The following is a 19,175-nucleotide window of genomic DNA, read 5'->3' as shown; positions in this document are numbered from 1 at the left end:
GCAGATTTTTGACAAGATCACATTATGTTTATCACGCGTTTAAATATAGAACGTGTTCGAAACTTAAAAACGGTTGCACTCCAAGAGTTGCAGCCGTTTAATGTCTTTTATGGCCAGAATGGTTCAGGTAAAACCTCGATTCTAGAGGCGATTCATTTGCTGGCGACCGGGCGTTCTTTCCGCACCCATATCCCGAAAAACTATATTCAAAATGAAACAAGTGACGCGATTGTTTTTGCGCAATCTGCGACCGAAAAAATTGGCATGCAAAAATTTTTGTCCGGTGAGCAACTGATTAAAGTCAATGGCGATCATATTGCGACCCAAGGGCAACTGGCTAAAATATTACCTTTGCAGCATATTGATCCACAAAGTACCGATATTATCGACTATGGGGCCAAACCTCGCCGCCAACTGATTGACTGGTTGATGTTCCACGTGGAACCGGATTTTTATCATGCCTGGCAGTATTATTCGCGCGCTTTAAAACAACGCAACAGTTTGCTGAAATCGAGACGAAATCTCAGCCTGAATGATTTGGAGCCGTGGAATAAAATGCTGGCTGAATATGGCGAAATGCTGCATTCACAGCGCAGTGGAATTGTGGAACAGTGGAAAGTCTATTTTGAACAGGATTTAAAACAGTTATTGCCCAATCTCGATATTCAAATGGAATATGTTCCCGGTTTTCATACCGAGCTTGGCTTGCTGCATGACTTAACTGTACATCATCAAAAAGACCTCGATAGGCGCTATACCGAGTATGGTCCACACCGTGCAGATTTACGTTTAAAAACAACGCTGGGTGATGCTGATGTGGTGCTTTCACGCGGTCAAAAAAAGCTGTTGATTGTCGCCTTAAAACTGTCACAGATTGCAATGCTACATGCCTGTAATAAGGAAACTGTGGTATTATTAGATGATGTGACAGCAGAATTAGATTTAACTGCACAACGACGATTAATTGAGCGATTGAGCCAACTGGGTAGTCAAGTTTTTATTACCACTTTAGAGCATGAATCAGTAAAAAAACATTTACATGATTTGTCTATTTCATATCAATTATTCAATGTTGAAAACGGTCAAGTTCAAGTTGTCGTGCAATAGTTTTTTAGATTTTACCCATCTTTGGATAGACCTATATTTCACTAGGGAGAAACCATGAGTTCAGAAGATCAAGCTGCTTCTCAAACAGAACCAACCAATGAAAAGGCTTATGATTCCTCTAGTATCAAGGTATTACGTGGCCTCGATGCTGTTCGTAAGCGTCCAGGTATGTATATCGGTGATACTGACGATGGTTCAGGTTTGCATCACATGGTGTTTGAGGTTGTCGATAATGCAATTGATGAAGCCTTGGCGGGTCACTGTGATGAAATCTTAGTCATCATCCATGAAGATGAATCGGTAAGTGTTTCAGATAACGGTCGTGGTATTCCAACTGATATTCACCCAGAAGAAGGCGTATCTGCTGCTGAAGTAATTTTAACCATTCTTCATGCCGGCGGTAAGTTTGACGATAATAGCTATAAAGTATCAGGTGGTTTGCACGGGGTAGGTGTTTCTGTTGTAAATGCATTGTCGAGTAAATTATTACTGAATATTCGTCGTGCAGGTAAAGTGTACGAGCAAGAGTATTGTCACGGCGATCCAGTATATCCGTTACGTGCCATTGGCGACACTGAGGAAACAGGAACAACGGTTCGTTTCTATCCAAGTCCAGAAACGTTTAGCCAAACCATTTTCAATGTTGATATTTTAGCGCGTCGTTTGCGTGAACTTTCATTCTTGAATGCCGGCGTTCGCATTGTATTGCGTGATGAGCGTATTAATGCTGAACATGTGTTTGATTATGAAGGCGGTTTGTCTGAATTCGTAAAATATATCAATCAAGGCAAAACCCATTTAAATGATATTTTCCATTTCACCAGCCAAGTGCCGGAAACAGGGATTACTGTTGAAGTCGCTTTACAGTGGAATGATACCTATCAAGAAAACGTGCGCTGCTTTACCAACAATATTCCACAAAAAGATGGTGGTGCGCATTTAGCCGGTTTCCGCGCAGCATTAACCCGTGGTTTAAACCAGTATCTGGATAGCGAAAATATTCTGAAGAAAGAAAAAGTCGCGGTTACTGGTGATGATGCACGTGAAGGTTTAACTGCGATTGTTTCAGTGAAAGTGCCAGATCCAAAATTCTCTTCACAAACCAAAGAAAAATTGGTTTCAAGTGAAGTTAAACCTGCTGTAGAGCAGGCGATGAACAAGGAATTTTCTGCCTATTTGCTGGAAAATCCACAAGCGGCAAAATCAATTGCCGGCAAAATTATTGATGCGGCACGTGCGCGTGATGCGGCACGTAAAGCGCGTGAAATGACGCGCCGTAAGAGCGCACTTGATATTGCAGGTCTTCCAGGTAAATTGGCTGATTGCCAAGAAAAAGATCCAGCATTGTCTGAATTGTACTTGGTCGAAGGTGACTCTGCGGGCGGTTCTGCAAAACAGGGTCGTAACCGTAAGATGCAGGCGATTCTGCCACTGAAAGGTAAGATCCTGAACGTGGAACGTGCACGTTTCGACAAAATGATTTCTTCACAAGAAGTGGGCACCCTGATTACTGCACTCGGTTGTGGTATTGGTCGTGAAGAATACAATCCAGACAAATTACGCTATCACAAAATCATCATCATGACCGATGCTGACGTCGACGGTTCGCACATTCGTACGCTACTGTTGACTTTCTTCTTCCGTCAAATGCCTGAACTTGTGGAACGTGGTTATATCTATATTGCACAGCCACCGTTGTACAAATTGAAAAAAGGCAAGCAGGAGCAGTATCTTAAAGATAATGATGCTTTAGAAACCTTCCTGATTTCAAATGCGATTGATGATTTATCCCTGCATATCAGTGCTGAATCTCCTGCAATTACAGGTCAAGCACTGGCAGGAGTCATTGAAGATTACCAGGTTTCACAGAAAAGTTTGAACCGTTTAACCCTCCGCTATCCTGCAAGTTTGCTTGATGGTTTGTTGGGTCTGGATGCATTCAAACTTGATCAAAATCATGATGAAAATTATGTGAAACAATGGTCTGAACAGTTACGTGCTGCGATTGAAAAATATCAACCAAGCTTACGTCCTGAAATCACTTTGGAAGTGTTTGAAAAAGAACATGCCAACGGTGAAAAAGTTGCACATTACTGGCCACGTGTGACCGTATATGTACATAACTTGCCGCACTCGTATTTACTTGATTCTGGACTACTGGCTTCAGGTGAATATAAGCGTTTACTGCAAAATTCGAAGAGCTGGTTTAGCTTGCTTGAAGACGGTGCGTATTTGCAGAAAGGCGATCGCAAAATTAATGTCACCACTTTCCATCAGGTTTGGCAGCATATTTTAGCCGATTCACGTCGCGGCATGATGATCCAGCGCTATAAAGGTTTGGGTGAGATGAATGCGGAACAGCTTTGGGAAACCACCATGGATCCTGAAAACCGTAACATGTTGCAAGTCACCATTAATGATGCGATTGAAGCAGATCGCATGTTCTCTTGTTTGATGGGTGATGATGTAGAACCACGTCGTGCCTTCATTGAAGAGAATGCCTTAAATGCGGATATCGACGCTTAATCTATTGATGAGTTAAATTGTAAAAAGCATCCTTCGGGGTGCTTTTTTTATGCTATTTTTATTTAAATACGATTAACTTTTAGCCATATTTGTTTTATAAAAATGACTTATTCCTCTGTCATGATGAATCATATACATAGGAGATCATCATGCAATATTACGAGGTTAGTACAATGGATAATCAACTGGAACAGATCCGGGATATTTGGAGCAATGCATTTTTTACCGGTAATTTTGAGGTGTTGGCTCGGTATGAACATGAACAATTTAAGGTGGTTTATGAGCAGGAAGGTCGAGTTGAAAGCAATTTTACCCGTTATGAACGTATTGCTCATGCAGTGAAAAATGGCGTATGGAAACCGCAAAAGCCTAACGTTGAATTTGAAGAGTTTGAGTTTGATCGAGATTTGAAGCACTGTAAGGTTTTAATTGGTTTAGAAGATCAGAGCAAAATTCAGGAATTATGGGTCATTGAAGGTGCTTGGAAAATTATCGAACTCAGGTTTTTAAAACGCAAAAAGCCAAAGCAGGATGAATAAAAAGTCTTATTTTCTTTGAAAACACGAATGTGGATAAGTTTATTTTTATTGAATAAAAATGTGAAAAGTAATTTATCCACAGCTTAAAATGGCATTTTTATTTTAAATTCAAAGTTGGTTTTGTGTGTATTGTGGATAAGTTTTTAAATTTAAAAGTCTGTTTTGAATTTAAAATTAATAGGTGGTGATTTTTAAATTTAAACACACTGACATCTGGGTAAGGGATATCGCTATAAAAGTGTTGTGTAGAAAAATTAAAAAATCGCAGTACACGTTTGAAATTGTACTGCGATCATAAAATAAGCATCACTTTAGTTTTGCTTAAGAGTGGTAAATGGGCTTATTCGAACGCACCTTCCAGCTCTTCCAACTCCATCATCAGCTCTAACATTTGTTCTTCAGCTTGAGCTAATTTCGCTTTTAACTCGGTTTGCTCGTTCATGAGCTTCAACAAATCATCTTTACGATTTGCTTCATATAATGCGCTATCACCGAGTAATGTTTCGATTTCCGCTAAACGAGGTTGCGTTTTGGCAATCTGAGCTTCAATTTTTTCAATATTCTTGCGAACAGGGCGGCTGAGTTCACGACGACGCGCAGCTTCTTTACGTTGTGCTTCTTTATCCAATTTAGAAATCGTAGGCTTAACTTCCACTTGAGATTTCACAGGTGCAGCAGGTTGTTGACCTGACTTCATCATCTCGATACGCGCTTGGCGTAACCAGTCTGCATATGCAGTCAAATCACCATCAAACTCACGGCTTTGACCGCCATGCACCAAGATCAACTCGTCACACACACTGGCAATGAGTTGACGTTCATGGGATACCAGCACCACAGCGCCTTCAAAATCTTGTAATGCCATGGTTAATGCATGACGCATATCCAAGTCTAAATGGTTGGTCGGTTCATCCAGAATCAACACATTTGGACGTTGCCATACAATCAGTGCCAGTGCTAAACGGGCACGTTCACCCCCCGAGAAACTTTCACTTGGGGTATCCATGCGTTCGCCACTAAAACCGAAACTCCCGAGGAAAGAACGCAAGCTGGCTTCACTGATTTTTTTATCGGCAATACGAGATAATTGTAGCATTGGGCTAGCATTACCATCCAAAGCATCCATTTGATGCTGGGCAAAGTAACCGATATTTAACAGTTCAGAATCGTTACGCGTACCTTGCAGCAGTTGTAAATCACCGACCAGTGATTTAATCAGCGTGGATTTACCTGCACCATTCATCCCCAGTAAACCAATACGACTGGTGGGGGTGATTTGTAAACTGACATTGGTCACAATCAGTTTGTCACCATAACCAATATCCGCATGCTCAAGTTCAAGCAGTGGCGAACTCATCTTAGTCGGTTCACGGAATGAGAAGGTAAAGGGTGTATCGACATGCGCTGCAGACAACTCTTGCATACGTTCAAGTTGTTTAATACGGCTTTGCGCTTGTTTTGCTTTGGTTGCTTGCGCTTTAAAACGGTCGATATATTTCTGCAAATGCGCGCGAGTTTCTAACTGCTTTTCATAAGCTTGTTGTTGCTGAGCCAAGCGTTCACTACGGGTACGTTCGAAAGTTGAATAGTTGCCTGTGTAAAGAATCAGTTCTTGATTTTCGATATGTAAAATATGATCGGTAATTGCATCTAGGAAATCACGGTCATGCGAAATCAGAATCAGTGTGCCTTCATAGGCTTTTAACCAGTCTTCTAACCATAAAATGGCATCTAAATCTAAATGGTTGGTCGGTTCATCGAGTAACAACAAGTCTGAACGGCTCATCAAGGTACGCGCAAGGTTCAGACGCATACGCCAACCACCGGAGAAACTTGAAACATCGAGTTGAGACTGATGTTCAAAGAAACCCAAACCCGCCATTAATTGCGATGCTTTAGACGGTGCAGAATAGCCATTAATTTCGTCAAAACGACCGTATAAATGTGCAAGCTCATCATCGCTTAAGCTTTCTGGGTGATCTAATTTATTTTGAATTTCCCAAAATTCTTCATCGCCAGACAATACAAAATCAATGGCTTTCATATCTAAAGCTTTGATTTCCTGAGCCATATGTGCAACGGTCCAAACCGCTGGGCGAGTTAAAGAACCACCATCCGATTCCATACCACCGAGCAGTGCAGAAAATAGCGTGGATTTTCCTGCGCCATTTACACCAGTTAAACCAATTTTCCAGCCTGGATGGAGTTGCATGGATGCTTTTTGAAATAAAACACGTCCACTGCGACGTATAGAAAGTTGATCTAACTGAATCATTAAAATATCTAAATAACAAGAATAGTGTGCGTATTCTAAAGGAAGTAACCGCGAAAACAAAAAACTAAACTGTTTTATATCGATGAATTATTTCAAGTGCATTTTGTGTACAGTACAGATTATTAAAATTGATGCTCTGTGCTAGGTTTTATCAGTAAATATGCTTATAGTCACACGCTATAAATGACGAATAAAAATAAGGATTATTGAGCGTGAAAAAAGGATTTTTGATTTTATCTGCACTGGCCACATTAATAACATCAAATATATTGCATGCCAAAGCGGATGTCTGTGTTTTTGATTTGTTAGGAAAATCGGGTGAATCTTATAAGCTGATTGAAGAATGGGCATTGGCCAGTAAAAACTGGGGTACAGATGTCAATTTAATAGCTTATCAAGATGAAGCCAAAGTCGAACAAGACTTTAAAGCCGGGAAGTGTGATGCCTTTTATATGACCTCCATGCGTGCGCGTGCCTACAATAAATTTGCAGGTTCAATTGATGCGATTGGCGGCGTACCGACCAATGATATTGCGCAAAAATCTATTAGCTATGTGCTCGATAAACGTAATGAAAAACGCCTGATCAATACCATGGGGAAAGAAACCTTTGAAGTGGCAGGGATTGGACAAATTGGTTCAGCTTATATTTTTGTCCGTGATAAATCGATTAATTCTTTAGCCCGTGCAGAAGGCAAGAAATTCGCTGTATTACATTATGATTATGCTCAAAAAATTATGGTGACGCGTATTGGCGCTGTTCCAGTCATGTCCGAGATTTCAAATTTCATCAAAAAATTTAATCAAGCTGAAGTCGATATTGTTGCTGCACCCGCTTATGCCTTTAAACCGCTAGAAATTTATAAAGGTTTAGGTACGCACGGTGCGATGATAAATTTCCCCGTGGTGAATGTCACCGCCGATCTGATTATACGTAAAAATAAATTCCCCGAAGGTTTTGGCATGCAATCGCGTAGTTGGTTCGTAAAACAATTGCCGAAAAGCTTTGCGATGGTCAAGCGTATGGAAGCTGAAATTCCGGCAAAATACCGCATGAATTTAAGCAAGGAAGACCAAATGAAATATCAAAAAATTCTGCGTGAAGGGCGAATTGATTTAACCAAACAAGGAATTTATGATCAGACCATGATGACTGTATTGAAAAAAGCCCGTTGTACTGTGGAGCGAACCAATTTTGAGTGCTCTTTAAGTGGTGAATAACTCGAGTGTTGTGTAGTAATTTGTAAAATATCTAAAATTTTCTAAGTAATACCTAAAACTATTATTAGTTAAATTTATGATTTTATTAGTAAATTAAAAGAATGTGAATCAACTGACATTTAAGTTGAAAATAAATGGAGTAAATGCTCTATTTATTTTAAATAAACTTGCATAATATTTGTGCCATGAATGGACACTCATCAAACAACAAGATTCTGAAAAGGACCACTACAATGAAAAAAACGATTCTCGCATTAGCAGCATTTTCTGCTCTTGGTTTAGCCACAACTGCACAAGCAGAAAAGGTGAATGTTTGTGTATTCGATTTACTGGGTAAATCTGGTGAATCTTATCAAATGGCGCAAGAATGGGCACTGGCTGCCAAAGGATGGGGAGCCGATATTAATTTAATTCCGCGTCAAGACGAAGCTGTTGCTGATAATGATTTTAAAGCAGGCAAATGTGATGGCGTTTTTATGACGGCAATGCGTGCACGTCAATACAATAAATTTGTCGGTTCTATTGATGCTTTAGGCGGTGCACCGAGCAATGCCATTGCTCAGCGTGCGATTACATTTGCGCTCGATAAACGTAATGCGCCAAAAATGGTCAGCAATTTAAGCGGTAAAAAATATGAAGTTGCCGGTATTGCACCTTTAGGTTCAGCTTTTATTTTTGTACGTGATAAGAGTATTGATTCAATTGAAAAAGCCGCAGGCAAAAAATTTGCAGTATTAGGTTATGATGATGCGCAAAAAATCATGGTGCAACGTGTAGGCGCACAAGCCGTGATCTCGGATGTATCGAACTTTGTGGCGAAATTCAATAATGGTCAGGTCGATATGGTGGGTGCACCTGCCTATGCGTACAAACCTTTGGAAATCTATAAAGGTTTAGGCACAAATGGTGCAATGTTCAATTTCCCGGTACTGCAAGTGACCTCAGATTTTGTTATCCGTCCTGATCAGTTCCCAGCGGGCTTTGGGCAAAAATCGCGTGATTGGTTCGTGAAACACTTGCCAAAAAGTTTTGCGATGATTGATCGTCTTGAAGCCAGTATTCCAGCCAAGTTTAAAATGAATTTAACCGCAGAAGATAAAACTAAATATCAAAAAATGTTACGTGAAGGTCGTATGGATATGACCAAACGTGGAGTTTATGATGCCAGCATGATGACCGTATTGAAAAAAGCACGCTGTTCTGTCGATAAGGCGAATTTTGAATGTTCACTTGGTGGTGAATAACTTTGATTTTAAAGAATAAAGCCTAGATTAACTCTAGGCTTTTTTGTCAAGTTTAATATGTCATTTTTGCCATTGTTGTCAGTCAAAAAAGGCGTAATCTTAAAAAATAATGATATAAAATTTTTATCATAAAAATGAAAATAAGCTTTCTATGCTTGTTTTTCGTGATGAATAAAAACTCAAAAAGATTCAGTCTTCGACTGAATAAAAACAAAGACACAAGGAAGAAAAAGTCATGATGCAATGGTCTAAAGCACTGCTACTTGGTGTAGGTCTGTGTGCTGTAACCGGTGTTAGCCAAGCAAAACAAGTGATGTGCGTATTCGATTTGGTGGGTAAAAGTGGTGATGTGTTTACCCTGATGAAAGATTATCAATTAGCAGCCAAAAATTGGGGTGCAGATATTGAATTACGTGTCGGCCAAAACGAAGCGGTCATTGCTGAAGATTTTAAAGCAGGTAAATGTGATGCGATTAGTGTCACAGGGATGCGTGGGCGTCAGTTCAACGATTTTACCGGCTCTTTAGATGCCATTGGTGCGATTCCTGATTTAAAACTTGCAGTTAAAGTGATGCAAGGCTTAGCCAGCCCGACTTTTGCCAAACATATGGTACGTGGCAAATATGAAGTGGTGGGTGTCATTCCAGTCGGTGATGCTTTTTTAATGGTGAATGACCGTAACATCAACACGGTTGCTAAAGCTGCAGGTAAAAAAATTGCAGTCCTGGATTATGACGAAGCACAAAAAATTATGGTTCAGCAAATTGGTGCACAGGCGGTCAGTGCGGATGTAACCAATTTCGGGGCCAAATTTAACAATGGTCAGGTCGATATTATTGGGGCACCTGCTGCTGTATTTAAACCGCTAGAATTACACAAAGGTTTGGGTAATAAAGGCGCGATTGTGAATTATCCAATTCTACAAGTGACCGGTAATATTATTATCCGTCCAGATAAATTCCCGGAAGGTTATGGACAAAAATCACGTGAATGGGTAAGAGGTCAGTTACCGCGTGCATTTGGTATTTTGGGCAAAATGAAAGCGGATATTCCACAAAAATATTGGATGCAAATTCCTGCAGTAGATAAGCCAGGCTATCAAAAATTGATGCGCGAATCGCGTGTCGATTTAACCAAACGTGGTGTATATGATAAACGTATGATGAAATTGTTATGGCAATTCCGTTGTAAGGAAGATCCAAAGAATTTTGAATGTAGTCTTCAAGATGAGAACTACAAACAATCTTGAGAAAAATACTCAGATTTGACTTTAAATCTTCAAATACTGACCATATATTGGGTATGCTATACTTGAAATATGGTCTTTATCTTTTAAAGACAACTGAATTGAACAGAGGAATCCAACATGAATGCCCAAGCTCTGGTGCTGACCGACAATGCTGCGAATAAAGTACGCCAATTGCGTGATAGTGAAGGCAACCAAGAATTAATGTTACGCGTTTATGTTACAGGTGGCGGTTGTTCTGGTTTCTCTTACGGCTTTAACTTCGCTGAAAGCATGAATGAAGATGATGCTGAATTTGTGAATGGCGACGTAAAAATGCTGGTTGATTCTTTAAGCTATCAATATCTTGTCGGTTCAGAAGTCGATTATATTGAAGGCTTGGAAGGTTCACGTTTTGTGGTTCAAAACCCAAATGCAACAACAACCTGTGGCTGTGGTTCATCTTTCTCTCTTTAATAAAAAACTAAAAAAGCCCTCCTTGTTTGGAGGGCTTTTTTATGAAAAATAGAATTTATGATTGTGTGAGAACATCATTAAAAATTATGGTTCTAATTTAGCGGCTTCTAAAATATCAAAAATAACAGTTGTCACATCTTGGCTTAAATCACGATTGTTAAAAATTTCATGTGCTGTAATCGTTACATCTGTATCACTTGGAAGTAAGCGTTGTTCTTCTTCAATCAAATGCTGAATGGGTAATAAAGTCTGTTTTATTTCTAAATGCAGAATATCTTTAAACTCAATATTTTCATCTTCCAGCTCAATCAGTTGTTCGTTTAAAAATGGCAATAAAATAGAATGCAGATAAGGCTGAATCTCAATAATATCAAAGATTTCAAGCTCACGTGTTTGCTCAATTGTACTAATGTGATCATTCATTTCAATCAGAATATGGTAGTAACTCACACGCGTCTCCAGAGATTTTATGTTGTCATTTCTTCCCATTACAATAACATGAAATGAGCCTGATTTCCGTTCTATTGCCATGCATAGACTTATAAAAAGTAAGGGATTTTTGCATTGTATCTCGGTCGTGGCTTAACGTGCCTGCAACAAGGCTAAATCTGCTGCCGATAATCTGAAATTTTGCAGTTGCTGATCTTTCATTACAGGGTACATCAGCGCTTGAGGATCTTGATTGTGTGCTAAGCCCAAGGCATGTCCTAACTCATGTGCAATGGTTAGACGTAAATCATCCATCGTATCAAATTGATAAATTTCAATGCGCTTTCCATTGTATATGCCTTTGTGAAATTCGCGTGCCGGGAAGCGTTGATTGAGATGATTCACATTGATATTGTAGGAATCAATATTTTGATTGTGCTGCTCGACTTGTTGATTGTATTGGTTGTTTTGATCTTTAAGCTCAGCAATGTCGTGGTCTAATTGTTGTGCTTGGGCTTTCAATTGCTGATATTGTTGTTCTATGCGTTGTCGATTTGGCCCATTTTCGTTTTCAATACGCATCCAACTCACGCGTTGTTGGTTGAGTTGTTCAACGTCCTTGGATAACTGATCTCGCTGGGCTTGCAGTTGTTGATGGCGTTGTTCTAGGTAGCTATAGCGATTGTCTAAATTCTCTGAAATCCGTTGATTCACATTTTGAGCCGCCTCCAGAAGTTGTTGGCTGGTTTTATGCGCTTTATGGTCAGCTTGGCGTTGGTCATAGATCAAATTGACCGTTAATTTTGCCTTTGGATCATAAACCAGCAGAGGTTTTTCTGAGCCTTGCTGCCAAATGCCGATAGCATCTTTACAGAGCTGAATCAGTTCTGCTTGGCTCATGCCAAATCGTGGGTCGACATCGCCTAAGCGAAATCGCACACTTGAATCAAAAGGATGAAGTATTTTATCTGTGACCGTGCGATGTTCTCGCTTATTATCCTGTTGCGATGGAAAGAATAACCAAATGAACAATAAAGCCCCGATGGCAAAGAAGAGAGCACGCATAGCATTTTAAAATCATTATTTTTAAATTAATGTAGCTGAAAATTTCAGCTAATCCTATCTTTTTAAACATAAAAAACCGCGCTTTCGCGCGGTTTTTTTAACTCTTTCGAGCCAAATTAAAGCGACAAATTATTTTTTGTCATCTTTAACTTCAGTGAACTCAGCATCTACAACGCCATCGTCCGCTTTTTGAGATTGACCTGCATCACCCTGGAAAGCGTTCGGGTCAAAACCTTCAGCACCACCTTGAGCGCCTTGAGCCGCTTCATAAGCACGTTGGCTAATTGGCATGATGATGTTTTGAAGTGCTTCAGTTTTTGCTTTGATTTCTTCAACGTCATTTTCTTTGGTTGAAGCTTCAAGCTCAGAAACCGCAGTTTCGATTGCAGTTTTTTCATCTGCAGTCACTTGTTCGCCAAGATCTTTAACTGCTTTTTGCGCGCTAGAAACAAGTGCATCTGCTTCGTTACGTGCTTTAGCAAGTTCTTCGAACTTACGGTCTTCTTCAGCATTCGCTTCAGCATCTTTAATCATCGCTTCAATTTCAGCATCGCTCAAACCAGAGTTTGCTTTAATTTGAATTGATTGTTCTTTACCAGTGCTCTTGTCTTTCGCAGACACTTTCAAGATACCATCAGCGTTGATGTCGAAAGATACTTCAATTTGTGGCACACCACGTGGAGCAGGTGGAATATCGCCTAATTGGAAGTTACCCAACAATTTGTTTTGCTGCGCCATTTTACGTTCACCTTGGAACACAGAAATGTCTACAGCAGGCTGGTTGTCTGCAGCTGTTGAGAACACTTGAGATTTCTTCGCAGGAATCGTGGTGTTTTTCTCGATGATCGCTGTTAACACGCCGCCCATAGTCTCAATACCAAGAGTCAATGGCGTTACGTCTAGAAGCAATACGTCAGTTTTGTCACCTGAAAGTACAGCACCTTGAATCGCAGCACCCATTGCTACAGCTTCGTCAGGGTTCACGTCTTTACGTGGCTCTTTACCGAAGAATTCTTGAACTTTTTGTTGAACCATTGGCATACGTGATTGACCACCAACCAAGATTACGTCAGAGATGTCAGAAGTCGAAAGACCAGCATCTTTAAGCGCAATACGGCAAGGCTCAATCGTACGAGCAACTAAGTCAGCAACTAAACCTTCAAGTTTAGAGCGAGTTACGTTGATCACCAAGTGTTTAGGACCAGTCGCATCAGCAGTGATGTACGGTAGGTTGATTTCAGTTGCATTAGAAGAAGAAAGCTCGATCTTCGCTTTTTCAGCAGCTTCTTTCAAACGTTGTAACGCAAGTGGATCTTGTTTTAAGTTAAAGCCTTGTTCTTTCTTGAACTCTTCAACCAAGTATTCAATTAAAGCGTTATCGAAGTCTTCACCACCCAGGAAGGTATCACCGTTAGTCGACAATACTTCGATTTGTTGGTCGCCATCAAGGTCAGCGATTTCAATGATTGATACGTCGAAAGTACCACCACCCAAGTCGTAAACCGCGATTTTACGGTCGCCTTCTTTTTTGTCCATACCGAACGCAAGCGCAGCAGCAGTTGGTTCGTTGATGATACGTTTAACATCAAGACCTGCAATTCGACCTGCATCTTTGGTTGCTTGACGTTGTGCATCATTGAAGTAAGCAGGAACAGTAATCACCGCTTCTGTAACAGTCTCACCCAAATAATCTTCTGCAGTTTTTTTCATCTTTTTCAAGATTTCAGCAGAAACTTGTTGTGGTGCCAATTTTTTATCGTTTACATCAACCCAAGCATCGCCATTGTCTGCTTGAATGATTTTGTAAGGTACAAGACCGATATCTTTTTGAACTGCTTGGTCTTGGTACTTACGACCGATCAAACGTTTGATCGCGAATAATGTGTTTTTAGGATTGGTTACCGCTTGACGTTTAGCAGATTGACCCACCAAAATTTCGCCATCTTTGTACGCAATAATTGATGGAGTTGTACGAGTGCCTTCAGCGTTGTCGATAACTTTAACTTTGTCACCTTCAAGTACTGCTACGCAAGAGTTTGTAGTACCTAAATCAATACCAATGATTTTAGCCATTTGGATGCTTCCTCAAAATTATTTTTTGCAATGCTTTTGCTTGTTATCCGATATGAGAGCCATTCAAAATTTTTCAAGTTTATTTCATTAAAAAAAGTGAAAAACTCTCAAATTTCTTTACCTTATTGACCCACTAAGACCATTGCTGGACGAAGTAAACGGTTCGACAAGGTATAACCTTTTTGCAATACAGTACCAATTTCACCTGCTTTAGCATCAGGTGCGATACCCACTGCTTGATGCAAGTCTGCATTGAAACCGTTGTTCATATTCACTTCGACTACACCGAATTTTTCTAGTGTGGTGAGCAGTGATTTCAAAGTAAGTTGCACACCTTCAAGTAATGGAGATTCAGTATCACCCGCAGCTTGAATGGCGCGTTCTAAATTATCGACGGTGTCGAGTAATTCTTTGGCGAATTTTTCAATCACCGTTTCTTTATGCTTTTCAGCATCACGTTGAATGCGTTCCACGCTTTTTTGCGCTTCATATACCGCATTGGCTGTACGTGCTTTTTCAAGTTTTAAACTTTCTTCCAGATTAGTGATCTGTGCTTGTAAATCTTCAACTGAAACTTCAGCTTGCTCCGTTTCAGCTTGAGTTTGTGCTGTTTGTTGATCAGCTTGCTCTTGCCCTAGATCTTGAGCTTGTTCGTTTTGCTCAGCCGCCATAGATTTACTCCGTTTAAATGGGTTCTTAAACATGTACAGTCCTTTTGGCTTCAGTGCTAACTGGGTTAATCCTGAACTGCCATGAGTGATAAAATTCATGATTAATACAAAGGTCGGGGCAGGCGATAAAAATTCAAGCGACACAATCAATTAAATCTGTTTAATTTGATTAAAATTATCAAAAAACCTGGTTTTTCGAACATTGAGGCAAAAATTATAAGGTTCTTTATGGTCAAAATTGAGCTAGGGGATAAAACAACAAAGCAGCTTATTGTCAGAGCTTGATGATCAGTTAATGGAAGAATCAAGTTTTGTTGCTCTACCTCAATTTGTATGGAGGATGGGCGTTAGGAATGAGATAGGAAAAGAGAAAGAAAATACAAAGACGGTTCATATTATGATGGGTAATATCCAACTTATACTTAAAAACGATCATTATGAAATAAATTATCTATTTTACAAAAAAGCACAGGCTGATTATTATTTCACCCAGATTCTATCGCTGTAGTTTCTTCTTGGTATTTTTGAAATGTGTTTTCTAGGCTTACCCAACCTATGGGTAAGCCTTTTTTTTGCCTAAAATAAAGCAAGCTATCCTTAATCACTGCTCTAATATATCTGTTTAGCTATAGTTTTGGTGTTGAATAACGGTTAAATCCTTATAGTATTAACTTTTGATGATCATGATTTTTATAAAATCAAAAAAATACCCTTTACTGGAAGGGCATTGAGCAGAGAAAGGATTTTAATTATCGCGACGATCACCAATTCGCTTATCAGTATCGCGACGATGATCATCCCAACGTCTTTCTTGGTATTTACCTTGCTGTTGCGTTTTTTGACGATGTGGTACATCCACTTTTTTACGCTGTTGTTCTGAGCGTTGGCGTTGGCGTTCAAGTTCACGCTTTTTGCGATCCCAATTGGATTGGTTGTTTCTATTTTGTTCGGCAGCTCTCTTACGCTGTTCTAATTGATGCTGTTGTTCACGTTTTTTACGCTCCCAATCAGATTGTTTTTGCCGATTCTGTTCCCACTGACGACGCTCAAGCTCACGTTTTTTACGTTCCAATTCCAAGCGGTTTTGACGCTGTTGATATTCCCAACGTTGACGATCCCGCTCTCGGTCATATCGATCGTCATAATCCCGATCATAACGCCGGTCATAGCGATCATTATAACCTCCATCGTAATAACCGCCATCTTCTGGAAATGCCACACAACCTACGGCTAAAAATGTGGTCGCTAAAGAGAGTATAATCAGTTTTTTAGTCATGGCTTGCATCCTTCTTCTTTTAAGGAGTAGCAAAAACACTCCGAAATATACATGAAAATTGTCAATGACAAGGTATAAAAAGAAGATTAGCGTATGAATGTTTTTACTGTGTATACAGATGATTAGACTTATATAAGATTATGGTCACGTATCGGCTGATCATGTAGAAAATGTGAAGAATATAATAAAGGGAAGCTACATTATGGGTGCTTTTAATCGAACGCTACAGACGATGATAGAAAAAGGGCAAGGCACGGCAGCACGCACTTTGGATCGATTGCCGAGTTTTGCACAAAAATCTTTAGTTAAAATTTTAAGATATCCCCACGAATATCCTGAGCTTGACCCTTTAATTCAATGCATGATGGCAGCACAGTTAAGACAAGGGAATAGTGGTTTCGTCGGTGAAGATGTTATCCACGCGCGTAAAACCTTTGATTTACAAATGCAGTCGATTAAGAGTAAACCCACCCCAGTAAATCGTGTTGAAGATTTACGGCTACCTTTACATAGTGGCACCATCTTCGCGCGACATTATCATCCTGCACCGAATAAAAAACTTCCCATGGTGGTGTTTTATCATGGCGGTGGTTTTGTGGTGGGGAGTCTAGACTCTCATGATGAGGTTTGTCGTTTACTTGCGGTCTATGCGAAGGTTCAGGTGCTGAGTATTGACTATCCTTTAGCGCCAGAAGCCAGCCCGACAAAACTGATCCAAACCTGTGAAGATGCACTGGCATGGGTATATCAAAACAGAAAACAGCTTAAAATCTTAAAAAACAGAATTTCTGTCGCAGGCGATAGTGCAGGCGGCAATATTAGTGCAGTCGTTGCTCAGCGTAGTGCTAATAAAGTTCATGCACCGCAAGCGCAATTGCTGCTCTATCCTGCGGTAGATTTTAAAAGCCGTCATCCATCGTTCCATGCTTATAAAGAAGGGCTGGTTTTAACAGGGACGGATATTGATTTTGTAACGCACTATTATGCAGAAACTCATCAAGTCGAATTGGATGATCCGATTATTTCACCAACCTATGGAAAACATGACAAATTAGCTCCTGCATTTGTGATTACAGCAGGTCATGATGTATTGCATGATGAAGGTGAAATTTATGCCTACAAGTTACGTCATCGTGGTGTGAAAGTGCATTATCAGGAATACAGTGATCAAGCCCATGGCTTTGTAAACCTAACCCCAATTTCTTATCGAGCTAAAAAGTACGTGATTGAAATCAGTAAGAACTATAGAAAGTTTTGGGATAAACACGCTTAAGCTTTTTTTTTAATAAATTCGACTGTCTATATAGAGGGTGTTTCACGTGAAACACTTTTTATTTTTTCTCAATCTTGGCTGTAGGTAGTGTGAGTCTAAATTCCGGAACATAAAAACTCTGCAAATATTTGGCTTGAGAAAAATTTGGAAAGACATCCAGCGTATTTTTCCAAGAGACTTGTTTAAGTTTACATAGCTTGCCACGAAATTGAGGAATGAATTGATAATGCAAACCTTGCCAGGTCTGATGAATGTTGAGCAGTCGTGCGGGTAAATGATGACTATTAATATAGAAAGCCTGACTATGTTTGTACTTCTGTAAACACAAGCTCATTTCTTGCTGTTCAAATAAAACGTTGCAATACACAACATCATCTTTCATCAACCATTCGAATTGAGCCAGTTGTTTCGGAATTCCCCAAAAATGTTGACCATGAACCACAGAAGTTTCCGTGGATACATAAATTTTAGGAATCGAAGATAAACGTCTTTTACTCATTAAAGGATGATCTAAAATCAGAAGCTCATCATAGGGACCCACTGGGGATTCATGATAGCGAACCAATATAACCTGTATCACTCGTCCAATGGGGGAGGGAGCAAGGTGGAAAGCTTGATTAGATTTAATAAAGTTTGGCGTTAACCAATAATTCAAAATAAAGGCATCACCCAGTAAATGCCGCGGTGGATGGTGATGAAAAGTTGTAGTGGTTAATTCTTCACTCATTGTCATTCTCGTTTTATCTCAAAAAGAGATGCTGTTTTATTTATAGTGAACGATTAATATATAGACATTGACAATTACAACTTGAAGTAGAAGAGTAAAGAAATGTTAAAACAAACCCTATTCGCTATTGGTGCTGCCTTTATCAGTTTGCAAGCGATCGCTGCAAACTCGGTTGTAGAAATGAAAACATCCATGGGAAATATTGAAATAGAGCTCTTTAACGATAAAGCACCTATTTCAGCGAAAAATTTTGAAAGCTATATAAAGGATAACTTTTATAACGGCACTATTTTTCATCGCGTGATTCCGGGCTTCATGATTCAGGGTGGAGGAATGGATGCCAACATGGTGGAGAAGCAAACCAAAGCTCCAATTCAAAATGAATCCTATAATGGTTTGAAAAATACCCGTGGCACCTTAGCGATGGCGCGTACCAACAACCCTAATTCAGCAAGCAGCCAATTCTTTATTAATACGGTAGATAACGACTTTCTAAATAAAAGCCAGATGAATGCGGGTTATGCCGTGTTTGGTAAAGTCATTAAAGGAATGGATGTGGTCGATAAAATCACGAAAGTTCCGACTGCAAACTTTGGAATGCATCAAAATGTACCAAAGCAAGCAGTGAAAATCGTCAGTGTGACTGTTAAAGCAGCACCCGAGAAAAACTAATACAAATTAAAGCAGAAATATCTAAATTAATATTTTTGCTTTAAAACAACATCTTAGATTGGTTTTGTATAAAAATGACCCAAATTGGTGCATAAAAAAAACACACTTGATAAAGCAAGCGGTTAAAAGCACTTGCACGTGTAGGAAATTGCCCTATAATGGGCGCATACCAACGAGATATGTTGAAACGAACGAAGCGCGAAGCGTTGAGTTGTTGAGATTATCTTGTTGCTTCTTGTCTCTGACGAAGAGCAAGATAGATCATTAAGAGATTATGAAGAACAACTTGTGTGGATTTTTACCGGTTGATCGATCGAAATTATTTTCATTGATTGATGGTAGAAATTACTCGAAGTTTATTTGAGAAATTAAAGTC

The 19,175-nt window shown here is 39.6% G+C and carries 17 protein-coding genes; 10 read left to right on the top strand and 7 right to left on the bottom strand.

Annotated elements, in window-relative coordinates; translation table 11 throughout:
- The first annotated feature begins 24 nt into the window (after positions 1-24).
- The 3 genes from recF to B9T23_RS15600 all read left to right on the top strand — a co-directional run bounded on the left by recF (position 25) and on the right by B9T23_RS15600 (position 4,172).
- Entirely contained in the window at positions 25-1,107 is a 1,083-nt protein-coding gene (gene recF / locus B9T23_RS15610) for a DNA replication/repair protein RecF (protein WP_086194729.1), read from the top strand.
- A 54-nt stretch (positions 1,108-1,161) separates the two neighbouring features.
- Positions 1,162-3,633, top strand: coding sequence for a DNA topoisomerase (ATP-hydrolyzing) subunit B (gene gyrB / locus B9T23_RS15605; RefSeq protein WP_086194728.1), 2,472 nt, complete (start codon positions 1,162-1,164; stop codon positions 3,631-3,633).
- A 173-nt stretch (positions 3,634-3,806) separates the two neighbouring features.
- Positions 3,807-4,172 carry a hypothetical protein gene (locus B9T23_RS15600; RefSeq protein ID WP_086194727.1) on the top strand — a complete coding sequence of 122 codons (366 nt, stop codon included), beginning with the start codon at positions 3,807-3,809 and terminating at the stop codon, positions 4,170-4,172.
- Between the two features lie 340 nt (positions 4,173-4,512).
- Here B9T23_RS15600 and abc-f read toward each other — a convergent pair whose 3' ends face one another.
- Positions 4,513-6,447 (bottom strand): ribosomal protection-like ABC-F family protein, encoded by a 1,935-nt coding sequence (gene abc-f / locus B9T23_RS15595; RefSeq protein ID WP_086194726.1) that lies wholly within the window; start codon positions 6,445-6,447, stop codon positions 4,513-4,515.
- Positions 6,448-6,659: 212 nt separating this feature from the next.
- On the opposite strand from abc-f, the gene B9T23_RS15590 reads away from it, so the two are divergent.
- The 4 genes from B9T23_RS15590 to erpA all read left to right on the top strand — a co-directional run bounded on the left by B9T23_RS15590 (position 6,660) and on the right by erpA (position 10,613).
- Positions 6,660-7,667: a putative solute-binding protein gene (locus tag B9T23_RS15590; RefSeq protein ID WP_086194725.1), complete on the top strand. Its 1,008-nt coding sequence runs from the start codon at positions 6,660-6,662 to the stop codon at positions 7,665-7,667.
- A 233-nt stretch (positions 7,668-7,900) separates the two neighbouring features.
- Positions 7,901-8,911, top strand: a complete 1,011-nt coding sequence (locus B9T23_RS15585) for a putative solute-binding protein (protein WP_086194724.1) — start codon at positions 7,901-7,903, stop codon at positions 8,909-8,911.
- 238 nt (positions 8,912-9,149) lie between these two features.
- Positions 9,150-10,160: a putative solute-binding protein gene (locus tag B9T23_RS15580; protein WP_171255166.1), complete on the top strand. Its 1,011-nt coding sequence runs from the start codon at positions 9,150-9,152 to the stop codon at positions 10,158-10,160.
- 117 nt (positions 10,161-10,277) lie between these two features.
- Positions 10,278-10,613, top strand: coding sequence for an iron-sulfur cluster insertion protein ErpA (erpA, locus tag B9T23_RS15575; RefSeq protein ID WP_067723871.1), 336 nt, complete (start codon positions 10,278-10,280; stop codon positions 10,611-10,613).
- A gap of 84 nt (positions 10,614-10,697) precedes the next feature.
- Here erpA and B9T23_RS15570 read toward each other — a convergent pair whose 3' ends face one another.
- The 4 genes from B9T23_RS15570 to grpE all read right to left on the bottom strand — a co-directional run bounded on the left by B9T23_RS15570 (position 10,698) and on the right by grpE (position 14,851).
- Positions 10,698-11,075, bottom strand: coding sequence for a hypothetical protein (locus B9T23_RS15570; RefSeq protein ID WP_086194749.1), 378 nt, complete (start codon positions 11,073-11,075; stop codon positions 10,698-10,700).
- Positions 11,076-11,195: 120 nt separating this feature from the next.
- Positions 11,196-12,107, bottom strand: a complete 912-nt coding sequence (locus B9T23_RS15565; protein ID WP_086194723.1) for a matrixin family metalloprotease — start codon at positions 12,105-12,107, stop codon at positions 11,196-11,198.
- A gap of 129 nt (positions 12,108-12,236) precedes the next feature.
- Positions 12,237-14,180 (bottom strand): molecular chaperone DnaK, encoded by a 1,944-nt coding sequence (gene dnaK / locus B9T23_RS15560; protein ID WP_086194722.1) that lies wholly within the window; start codon positions 14,178-14,180, stop codon positions 12,237-12,239.
- A gap of 122 nt (positions 14,181-14,302) precedes the next feature.
- Complete coding sequence (gene grpE, locus B9T23_RS15555) at positions 14,303-14,851, bottom strand: nucleotide exchange factor GrpE (RefSeq protein ID WP_086194721.1); 549 nt, start codon at positions 14,849-14,851, stop codon at positions 14,303-14,305.
- A 271-nt stretch (positions 14,852-15,122) separates the two neighbouring features.
- On the opposite strand from grpE, the gene B9T23_RS15550 reads away from it, so the two are divergent.
- A complete protein-coding gene (locus B9T23_RS15550) occupies positions 15,123-15,359 on the top strand; it encodes a hypothetical protein (RefSeq protein WP_143222538.1) in 237 nt (78 codons plus the stop codon).
- A 237-nt stretch (positions 15,360-15,596) separates the two neighbouring features.
- Here B9T23_RS15550 and B9T23_RS15545 read toward each other — a convergent pair whose 3' ends face one another.
- Positions 15,597-16,127 (bottom strand): hypothetical protein, encoded by a 531-nt coding sequence (locus B9T23_RS15545; RefSeq protein ID WP_086194748.1) that lies wholly within the window; start codon positions 16,125-16,127, stop codon positions 15,597-15,599.
- 202 nt (positions 16,128-16,329) lie between these two features.
- On the opposite strand from B9T23_RS15545, the gene B9T23_RS15540 reads away from it, so the two are divergent.
- Complete coding sequence (locus B9T23_RS15540; RefSeq protein WP_086194719.1) at positions 16,330-17,400, top strand: alpha/beta hydrolase; 1,071 nt, start codon at positions 16,330-16,332, stop codon at positions 17,398-17,400.
- 58 nt (positions 17,401-17,458) lie between these two features.
- Here B9T23_RS15540 and B9T23_RS15535 read toward each other — a convergent pair whose 3' ends face one another.
- On the bottom strand, positions 17,459-18,127 hold the full coding sequence (locus B9T23_RS15535; RefSeq protein ID WP_086194747.1) for an acetoacetate decarboxylase family protein: 669 nt from the start codon (positions 18,125-18,127) through the stop codon (positions 17,459-17,461).
- A gap of 102 nt (positions 18,128-18,229) precedes the next feature.
- On the opposite strand from B9T23_RS15535, the gene B9T23_RS15530 reads away from it, so the two are divergent.
- Positions 18,230-18,799: a peptidylprolyl isomerase gene (locus B9T23_RS15530; protein WP_086194718.1), complete on the top strand. Its 570-nt coding sequence runs from the start codon at positions 18,230-18,232 to the stop codon at positions 18,797-18,799.
- The last annotated feature ends 376 nt before the right edge of the window (positions 18,800-19,175 follow it).

It is taken from the genome of Acinetobacter terrae (assembly GCF_002135195.1).
In the GTDB taxonomy this organism is placed as follows: Bacteria; Pseudomonadota; Gammaproteobacteria; order Pseudomonadales; family Moraxellaceae; genus Acinetobacter; species Acinetobacter terrae.
The sequence above is the reverse complement of the archived record's forward strand: the minus strand, read 5'-3'. Positions and strand labels throughout refer to the sequence as shown.

Coding starts and splice junctions, on each gene's coding strand:
- recF (WP_086194729.1), top strand. CDS start 25: ATGTTTATCACGCGTTTAAATATAGAACGTGTTCGAAACTTAAAAACG.
- gyrB (WP_086194728.1), top strand. CDS start 1,162: ATGAGTTCAGAAGATCAAGCTGCTTCTCAAACAGAACCAACCAATGAA.
- B9T23_RS15600 (WP_086194727.1), top strand. CDS start 3,807: ATGGATAATCAACTGGAACAGATCCGGGATATTTGGAGCAATGCATTT.
- abc-f (WP_086194726.1), bottom strand. CDS start 6,447: ATGATTCAGTTAGATCAACTTTCTATACGTCGCAGTGGACGTGTTTTA.
- B9T23_RS15585 (WP_086194724.1), top strand. CDS start 7,901: ATGAAAAAAACGATTCTCGCATTAGCAGCATTTTCTGCTCTTGGTTTA.
- B9T23_RS15580 (WP_171255166.1), top strand. CDS start 9,150: ATGCAATGGTCTAAAGCACTGCTACTTGGTGTAGGTCTGTGTGCTGTA.
- erpA (WP_067723871.1), top strand. CDS start 10,278: ATGAATGCCCAAGCTCTGGTGCTGACCGACAATGCTGCGAATAAAGTA.
- B9T23_RS15565 (WP_086194723.1), bottom strand. CDS start 12,107: ATGCGTGCTCTCTTCTTTGCCATCGGGGCTTTATTGTTCATTTGGTTA.
- dnaK (WP_086194722.1), bottom strand. CDS start 14,180: ATGGCTAAAATCATTGGTATTGATTTAGGTACTACAAACTCTTGCGTA.
- grpE (WP_086194721.1), bottom strand. CDS start 14,851: ATGGCGGCTGAGCAAAACGAACAAGCTCAAGATCTAGGGCAAGAGCAA.
- B9T23_RS15545 (WP_086194748.1), bottom strand. CDS start 16,127: ATGACTAAAAAACTGATTATACTCTCTTTAGCGACCACATTTTTAGCC.
- B9T23_RS15540 (WP_086194719.1), top strand. CDS start 16,330: ATGGGTGCTTTTAATCGAACGCTACAGACGATGATAGAAAAAGGGCAA.
- B9T23_RS15535 (WP_086194747.1), bottom strand. CDS start 18,127: ATGAGTGAAGAATTAACCACTACAACTTTTCATCACCATCCACCGCGG.
- B9T23_RS15530 (WP_086194718.1), top strand. CDS start 18,230: ATGTTAAAACAAACCCTATTCGCTATTGGTGCTGCCTTTATCAGTTTG.